We start from the raw sequence: 4,672 nt of genomic DNA, 5'->3' as shown, positions 1-4,672 counted from the left end.
CTCGATCTTGCGCGCCGCATGGCGAACGCCATCCGCATGCTGGCGGTGGACGCGGTAGAGGCCGCGAACTCGGGCCACCCGGGCGCACCCATGGGCATGGCCGACATCGCCGAGGTGCTGTGGAACCGCCACCTGCGCCACAACCCCGCCAACCCCGCCTGGCACGACCGAGACCGCTTCGTGCTCTCCAACGGCCACGGTTCCATGCTGCTGTACGCGCTGCTGCACCTCACGGGCTACGACCTGTCGATGGACGACCTGCGCCAGTTCCGCCGCCTGCACAGCAAGACCGCCGGCCACCCTGAAGTGGGCGTGACACCGGGTGTGGAAACGACCACCGGACCGCTGGGCCAGGGCCTGGCCAACGCGGTCGGCATGGCGCTGGCCGAGAAGCTGCTCGCGCACCAGTTCAACCGCCCCGGCCACGACATCGTGGACCACCACACCTACGTGTTCCTGGGTGACGGCTGTCTCATGGAAGGCATTAGCCACGAGGTGTGTTCGCTCGCAGGAACGCTCCGCCTGTCCAAGTTGATCGCGCTGTACGACGACAACGGAATTTCCATCGATGGCCATGTGCAGGGCTGGTTCACCGACGACACACCGCGCCGCTTCGCTGCCTACGGCTGGCACGTGGTCACAGTGGACGGTCACGACCCCAGCCTGATCCACGCCGCGCTGCAGCGCGCACGCAGCGCGGCCGCGCAGGCCGAGGGAAAGCCCACGCTGATCTGCTGCAAGACCGTGATCGGCAAGGGCGCGCCCAACAAGCAGGGCAGCCACGACGTGCACGGCGCCGCCCTGGGCGCCGCCGAGGTTCAGGCCACGCGCGAGGCGCTGGGCTGGAGCGCCGCGCCCTTCGAGATTCCGGCCGACATCGCTGCCGCATGGAACGCCACCGAGCGCGGGTGTGCGCTGGAAACGCAATGGCTGGCGCGTCTCGCCGCCTACCGCCAGGCCTTCCCGGTCGAAGCCGCCGAGTTCGAACGCCGCATGGCCGGCGACCTGCCCGAGGCCTTCGTGAACGAGATTCCCGCGCTGGTGGCGGCGCTCGGCCAGTGCACCGATGCGGTGGCCACCCGCAAGGCCAGCCAGCTCGCGCTCGATGCCATGGCACCGAAGCTGTCTGAAATCTTCGGCGGCAGCGCCGACCTCACCAGCTCCAACCTCACCAACTTCAAGGGCTGCGTCACCGCCGGGCCAAACAAGGCTGGCCGCTTCAGTGGTGGCAACCACCTGAGCTACGGCGTGCGCGAGTTCGGCATGGCCGCCATCATGAACGGCATGGCACTGCACGGTGGTTTCATTCCCTACGGCGGCACCTTCCTCGCGTTCAGCGACTACAGCCGCAACGCGGTGCGCATGGCCGCGCTGATGAAGCTGCAGGTGGTGCATGTGTTCACGCACGACAGCATCGGCCTGGGCGAAGACGGTCCGACCCATCAGCCGGTGGAGCATGTGCCCAGCTTGCGCATCATCCCGGGGTTGGACGTGTGGCGGCCCGCCGATGCGCTGGAAACGGCCGTGGCCTGGTCCCATGCGCTGCTGCGGCGCGACGGTCCCACCGCGCTCGCGCTCTCGCGTCAGAACCTGCCGCAGCTGGGCGATGCGTCGCGCGCAGCGGACATCCGGCGCGGGGGCTACGTGCTCTCGGACATGGACGGTGCTCAGGCGGTGATCGTCGCCACCGGTTCCGAAACGGCGCTCGCCATGCAGGCACAGACCGCGCTCGCGGCCGAAGGCATCGCCACACGCGTGGTCTCCATGCCCTGCACCAACCTGTTCGACCGGCAGGACGCCGCCTGGCAGGACGCGGTGCTGCCGCCCGCGCTGCCCGCTATCGCGGTGGAGGCCGCGCACCCCGATTTCTGGCGCAAGTACGTCGGCCGCACCGGGCGCGTGGTGGGCATGGCGAGCTTCGGCGAATCGGCACCCGCGAAAGACCTGTACGCACACTTCGGCATCACCGCCGCGCGCGTGGCCGACGAGGTGCGCGCACTGGTGCACCCACGCCCGCGTGTGCGCGCCGGCATCGAAGCGGTGACGGCATGAGCGCGAACGTCCAGGCTTTCGACTTGGCAATGTTCGACCTCGACGGCACCCTGGTCGCCACCGCCGGCGAGATTGGCGACGCCGTCAACGACACGCTGGTGCGCTTCGAGCTGCCAGCGGTCTCGCAGGTGCAGGTGGAGCGCTGGATCGGCCACGGCACGCGCGAGCTGCTGATCCAGGCACTGGCATCGGCCAGCGACACCACCGCCGAGGTGATCCGGTCCAGCAGCTCACTGAGCTTGATCGCTGCCGAATTCGATCGCCACTACCAACGCCGTTGCGGCACGCGCAGCCAGCTCTACCCCCAGGTGCGCGACACCCTGTTGGCCCTGCGCGAGCGCGGCGTCAAGCTCGCCGTCGTGACCAACAAGGAAAGCCGCTACACCGCCACCGTGCTCGATGCACACCGCCTCGCACCGCTGTTCGACCGCGTGATCAGCGGCGACACCCTGCCCACCAAGAAGCCCGACCCCGCTGGCATCCACAGTTGCCTCACGCAGTTCGGCGCGGCCGCAGAACGCGCGCTGTTCGTGGGCGACTCCTCCATCGACGTGGCCACCGCGCGCAACGCCGGCGTGCGCGTGTGGGCGCTGCCCTATGGCTACAACATGGGTGAGCCCATCACCGCCAGCCGACCCGATCGCGTCATTCCCGACATTTCTCTCCTGCTGAACTGAATTTCTTTCGAACATTCCATGACACAGAAAGCCCCCATCAAGATCGGCATCAACGGCTTCGGCCGCATCGGCCGCAACGTGCTGCGCAGCGCGATCCAGAACTTCCAGGACATCGAAGTGGTGGCCATCAACGACCTGCTGGAGCCGGAGTACCTGGCGTACATGCTGCAGTACGACAGCGTGCACGGCCGCTTCAAGGGCGACGTGAAGGTTGAAGGCAACACCCTGATCGTCAACGGCAAGAAGATCCGCCTGACGCAGGAGCGCGACCCGGCCAACCTGAAATGGGCCGACGTTGGTGCGGAGGTCGTCATCGAATCCACCGGCCTGTTCCTGGACAAGGCCACCGCGCAGAAGCATCTGGATGCGGGCGCGAAGAAGGTCATCCTGTCGGCCCCGAGCAAGGACGACACCCCGATGTTCGTCTTCGGCGTGAACGACAAGACCTACAAGGGCGAGGCCATCATCTCCAACGCCAGCTGCACCACCAACTGCCTGGCGCCCATTGCCAAGGTGCTCAACGACAAGTGGGGCATCAAGCGCGGTCTGATGACCACGGTGCACGCGGCCACGGCCACGCAGAAGACGGTGGACGGCCCGAGCAACAAGGACTGGCGCGGCGGTCGCGGCATCCTGGAAAACATCATCCCTTCCAGCACCGGTGCGGCCAAGGCCGTGGGCGTGGTGATCCCCGAGCTGAACAAGAAGCTCACGGGCATGTCCTTCCGCGTGCCGACCTCCGACGTGTCGGTGGTCGACCTGACGGTGGAACTCAACAGCGAAGCCAGCTACGACGAGATCAAGGCCGAGATGAAGGCCCAGTCCGAAGGCGCGCTCAAGGGCGTGCTGGGCTACACGGAAGACAAGGTGGTCGCCACCGATTTCCGCGGCGATACCCGCACCTCGATCTTCGACGCCGAAGCCGGCATCGCGCTGGACAAGACCTTCATCAAGGTGGTGAGCTGGTACGACAACGAGTGGGGCTACTCCAACAAGTGCCTGGAAATGGTGCGCGTCGTGGGCTACGCGAAATGAAGCCTCTGCGATTCAGCGATGTGTGTGCAACCGGCTTCGCGCGCGGCAAGCGGGTCTTCATCCGTGCCGACCTCAACGTGCCTCTATCGCCCCCCATGCTTCGCTGCCCCCCCGAGGGGGGAGCAACCGCCTTGGGGCGGCCCGGCGGCGGCTGGGACGACAGCGGCCGCATCACGGAAGACACGCGCATCCGCGCTAGCATCCCGGCCATCCAGATGGCGCTGGACGCCGGCGCGGCGGTCATGGTCACGAGCCACCTGGGCCGGCCCACCGAAGGGGCGTTCAAGCCCGAGGACTCGCTCGCCCCCGTGGCCGCACGCCTGGGCGAGCTCATGGACCGCCCGGTGCGCCTCGTGGCCAACTGGATCGACGGCGACTTCTCGGTCGCCCCCGGCGAGGTCGTGCTGCTGGAGAACTGCCGCCTCAACGTGGGCGAGAAGAAGAACAGCCCCGAACTCGCGAAGAAACTCGGCGCGCTGTGCGACATCTTCGTGCACGACGCCTTCGGCACCGCCCACCGGGCCGAAGGCACCACCTACGGCATCGCCGAGACCGCGCCCATCGCCTCCGCCGGCCCGCTGCTGGCGGCCGAGATGGACGCCATCGCCAAGGCGCTGGCCGCGCCGAAGCGCCCACTGGTCGCCATCGTGGCCGGCAGCAAGGTCAGCACCAAGCTCACCATCCTCAAGAGCCTGGCGAACAACGTGGACAACCTGATCGTCGGTGGCGGCATCGCCAACACCTTCATGCTGGCCGCCGGCCTGAAGATCGGCAAGAGCCTGGCCGAAGCCGACCTGGTGGACCAGGCCAAGGCGGTAATCGAGGCGATGAAGGCGCGTGGTGCCGAGGTACCGATCCCGACCGACGTGATGACCGCCAAGGCTTTCAGTGCCGATGCGCCGGCCACG

General features: G+C 67.6%; 4 protein-coding genes. All 4 read left to right on the top strand.

The features are described 5' to 3' along the window. Positions 1 to 2,052, top strand: a 2,052-nt coding sequence (tkt, locus tag DBR23_RS16335; protein WP_199227728.1) for a transketolase, incomplete at its 5' end; no start/stop codon positions are given. Further along, a complete protein-coding gene (locus DBR23_RS16330) occupies positions 2,049 to 2,729 on the top strand; it encodes an HAD-IA family hydrolase (RefSeq protein WP_108498947.1) in 681 nt (226 codons plus the stop codon). The genes tkt and DBR23_RS16330, both read left to right, overlap by 4 nt. Positions 2,730 to 2,747: 18 nt before the next feature. Beyond that, complete coding sequence (gap, locus tag DBR23_RS16325; RefSeq protein WP_108498946.1) at positions 2,748 to 3,764, top strand: type I glyceraldehyde-3-phosphate dehydrogenase; 1,017 nt, start codon at positions 2,748 to 2,750, stop codon at positions 3,762 to 3,764. Then, on the top strand, positions 3,761 to 4,672 hold a 912-nt coding region (gene pgk, locus DBR23_RS16320), incomplete at its 3' end, for a phosphoglycerate kinase (RefSeq protein WP_108498945.1). The genes gap and pgk, both read left to right, overlap by 4 nt.

This window comes from Acidovorax sp. HMWF018 (assembly GCF_003061035.1).
GTDB classification, from domain to species: domain Bacteria; phylum Pseudomonadota; class Gammaproteobacteria; order Burkholderiales; family Burkholderiaceae_C; genus Acidovorax; species Acidovorax delafieldii.
Note: the sequence above shows the minus strand (reverse complement) of the source record. Positions and strands in the feature narration are given on the sequence as shown.

What these genes read in the sequence shown, in the direction of transcription:
- DBR23_RS16330 (WP_108498947.1), top strand. Translation starts at nt 2,049, where the DNA reads ATGAGCGCGAACGTCCAGGCTTTCGACTTGGCAATGTTCGACCTCGAC.
- gap (WP_108498946.1), top strand. Translation starts at nt 2,748, where the DNA reads ATGACACAGAAAGCCCCCATCAAGATCGGCATCAACGGCTTCGGCCGC.